Source organism: Streptomyces sp. DvalAA-14 (genome assembly GCF_900091855.1).
In the GTDB taxonomy this organism is placed as follows: domain Bacteria; phylum Actinomycetota; class Actinomycetes; order Streptomycetales; family Streptomycetaceae; genus Actinacidiphila.
Window position 1 is genome coordinate 1 of record NZ_FMCH01000462.1, and the last position, 3,199, is coordinate 3,199.

A 3,199-nucleotide genomic window follows, 5' to 3' on the forward strand; every position below is an offset into this window, starting at 1 on the left:
CGGCTCCGGACCGCGCTGGCCGGACTCACCACCCGGGGCCGCTCGTTCGTGGCCGCGGGCCTGGCCGCCGCGGTGTGCAGCTACGTCCTGGGGCAGTCCGACCTGCTGCGGGTCGGACTGCTGCTGGCGGTGCTGCCGCTGGTCTGCGTCGCGGTGCTCTACCGCACCCGCTACCGGGTGGCCGGCAGCCGCCGGCTGGCCCCCTCCCGGGTGCCGGCCATGTCCGAGGCGCGGGTGCACCTGCGGGTCGACAACGTCTCCCGGGTCCCCACCGGGCTGCTCATGCTCCAGGACCGGGTGCCGTACGTACTCGGGCCCCGGCCGCGGTTCGTGCTGGACCGTGTGGAGCCCGGCGGCCACCGCGAGGTGTCCTACCGGGTCCGCTCGGATCTGCGCGGCCGCTATCCGCTGGGCCCGCTCCAGCTGCGGCTGACCGATCCGTTCGGGATGTGTGAGCTGACCCGCTCGTTCAGCGCCCACGACACGCTGACCGTGGTGCCCAAGGTGGAGTCGCTGCCCGCGGTGCGGCTGGCCGGCGAGTCGTCCGGGTACGGCGAGAGCCGCAACCGGGCGCTGGCGCTGGCCGGTGACGACGACGTGATCCCGCGCGGCTACCGGCACGGCGACGATCTGCGCCGGGTGCACTGGCGCTCCACCGCCCGCTACGGCGAGTTGATGGTGCGCCGCGAGGAGCAGCCCAACCGGGCCCGCTGCACCGTGCTGCTGGACACCCGGCAGCTCGCCTACTTCGGTTCCGGCCCCGACTCGGCCTTCGAGTGGGCGGTGTCGGGGGCCGCCTCGGTGGCCACCCACATGCTGGAGCGCGGCTTCGCGGTCCGGCTGCTCACCGACAACGGCACGTCGGTGCCGGGGCCGGACGGCGCCGGCGGCTTCTCCGGCGACTCCAGCGACATGGCCGGCGTGCTGCTGGACACCCTCGCGGTGGTGGAGAACTCGGACGGCGAGGAACTGTCGGCGGCCTACGAGGCGCTGCGGTCGGGCACCGACGGCCTGCTGGTGGCCTTCCTCGGCGACCTGGACCTGCAGGACGCGGCGAGCATGGGCCGGATGCGGCAGCGGGCCGGCGGCGCGGTCGCCTTCGTGCTGGACAGCGACGCCTGGCTGGCCCGTGAGCCCGCCCCGCGGTCCGGCCCGTCCCAGCCGCCCGGCGCCGTGCCGCCGCCGGTCCCGCCGGAGGACCCGGAGGGCACCCGGGCGGCGATCCGGATCCTGCGCGAGACGGGCTGGACGGTGCTGGAGGCCCGGGCCGGCGACACCATGCCGGAGTTGTGGCAGCAGGCGGACCGCTACCGCTCCCAGGAGGAGTCCCAGCAGCGGGACCGGCGCGAAGCGGGGGCGAGGGCATGAGCGGACGCGCACGGCTGACGGTGTGCGCGGCGGCCGCCTCGATGATGGCCGCCTGCTCGCTGCTGCCGCTGGCCAGTCCGGGCAGCTGGATCTTCCGCGCGCTGCTGTGCGTGTGCCTGCAGTCCGGGGTCGGCGCGGCGGCCCGGCGGGTGCCGCTGGCCCGGCCGCTGACAGTGCTGGCGCAGGCCCTGGTGTCACTGATCGTGCTGACCGTGATGTTCGCCCAGCACCAGGCGCTGGGCGGCGTCGTGCCGGGCCCGCACGCCGTCCGGCAGCTCGGCGACCTGATCCGCGACGGCATGACCGATGTCAGCGACTTCGCCATCCCCGCGCCGGTCACCCCCGGCATCCGCATCCTGCTCGTCGGCGGCGTGCTGGTGATCGCCCTGGCGGTGGACGCGATAGCGGTCACCTACAACAGCGCCGCCCCGGCCGGGCTGCCGCTGCTGGCGCTCTACTCGGTGGCGGCCGGCCTGGCCGACGGCGGCACCCAGTGGCTGTACTTCCTGGTGGCCGCGGCCGGTTATCTGCTCCTGCTGCTGGCCGAGGGCCGCGACCGGCTCTCCCGCTGGGGCCGGGTGTTCGGCGGCGCCCCGCCGCCCAACAGCTGGGCCGGCGGCTCCGCTTCGACCGCGGGCGGTACGGCGACGGCCCCGGTGCGCACCGGACGGCGGATCGGTGCCATGGCGCTGGGCATCGCGCTGATCGCGCCGGCCCTGCTGCCCTCGCTCGGCGGCGGCCTGCTGGACACCACCGGGCGCGGCGGGGGCACCGGGGGCGGCGGTGGCGGCGCCGCCAGCGCGGTGAACCTGGTGGCGGCGCTGCAGAACAACCTCAACCAGCCCGACGACCACGAGGTGCTGACGTACCGGACGGACTCGACCGACGTGCCGGGGATGTATCTGCGGATCGCCGCGCTGGACAAGTTCGACGGCGCCGAATGGTCGCCGTCCCAGGGCAGCACCGTGGACATACCGCCGGTGCTGCCGCTGCCGCAGGGCCAGGCGGCGGACGTGAAGTACAAGCCGGTCGTCACCCGGATAACGGCCGACGAGAGCTACCGGCAGGAGCTGCTGCCGATGCCGTTCCCGGCGCTCAGCGTGCGGGCGCCCGGCGACTGGCGCTTCGAGCCCGAGGGCCGGATGGTGGTCGGGCAGGGCGGCCAGACGGTGTCCGGCGAGCAGTACACGGTGACCAGCATGCAGTTGCAGCCGACCGCGGCCCAGCTCGCGGCGGCGCCGCCGGCCACCGGCGCGATCGCCGCGCAGTACACCAAGGTCCCCAGCTCACTGCCCCCGGTGGTGGCGCAGACCGCCGAGGCCGTCACCAAGTCCGCGACCAACGACTACGAGCGGGCGCTGGCGCTCCAGCGGTTCTTCACCTCCGGGCAGTTCATCTACAACACCCAGGCGAAGGCGGGCACCGGCGTCGACGCGATCGCGCGGTTCCTGCAGACCAAGGAGGGCTTCTGCGTCCACTTCGCCTTCACGATGGCGGCGATGGCCCGCACCCTGCACATTCCGGCGCGGGTCGCGATCGGCTTCACCCCGGGCACGCTGAACGCGAACGGCGTGATGTCGGTGGGGCTCAAGGACGCGCACGCCTGGCCCGAGCTGTACTTCGAGGGCATCGGGTGGACACGGTTCGAGCCCACGCCCTACCGGGGCTCGGCGCCCTCCTACACGGAGCAGACCCCGACCTCGCCGGGCTCCGACCCCTCCGAGGTGGCACCGCACGGCAATGCCGCCACCCCGCAGCCGACGGCCTCACCCGGCTCGTCCTGCGCCCCGGAGAACCGGGCGCCGACCGGCACCTGCACCGGGGTCGCGAC

Annotated in this window: 2 protein-coding genes; both read left to right on the plus strand. The window is 74.8% G+C overall.

Features of this window, described 5'->3' with window-relative positions:
• On the plus strand, positions 1–1,368 hold a 1,368-nt coding region (locus GA0115240_RS24345), incomplete at its 5' end, for a DUF58 domain-containing protein (RefSeq protein ID WP_107407207.1).
• Positions 1,365–3,199, plus strand: a 1,835-nt coding sequence (locus tag GA0115240_RS24350; protein ID WP_093739658.1) for a transglutaminase family protein, incomplete at its 3' end; no start/stop codon positions are given. The genes GA0115240_RS24345 and GA0115240_RS24350, both read left to right, overlap by 4 nt.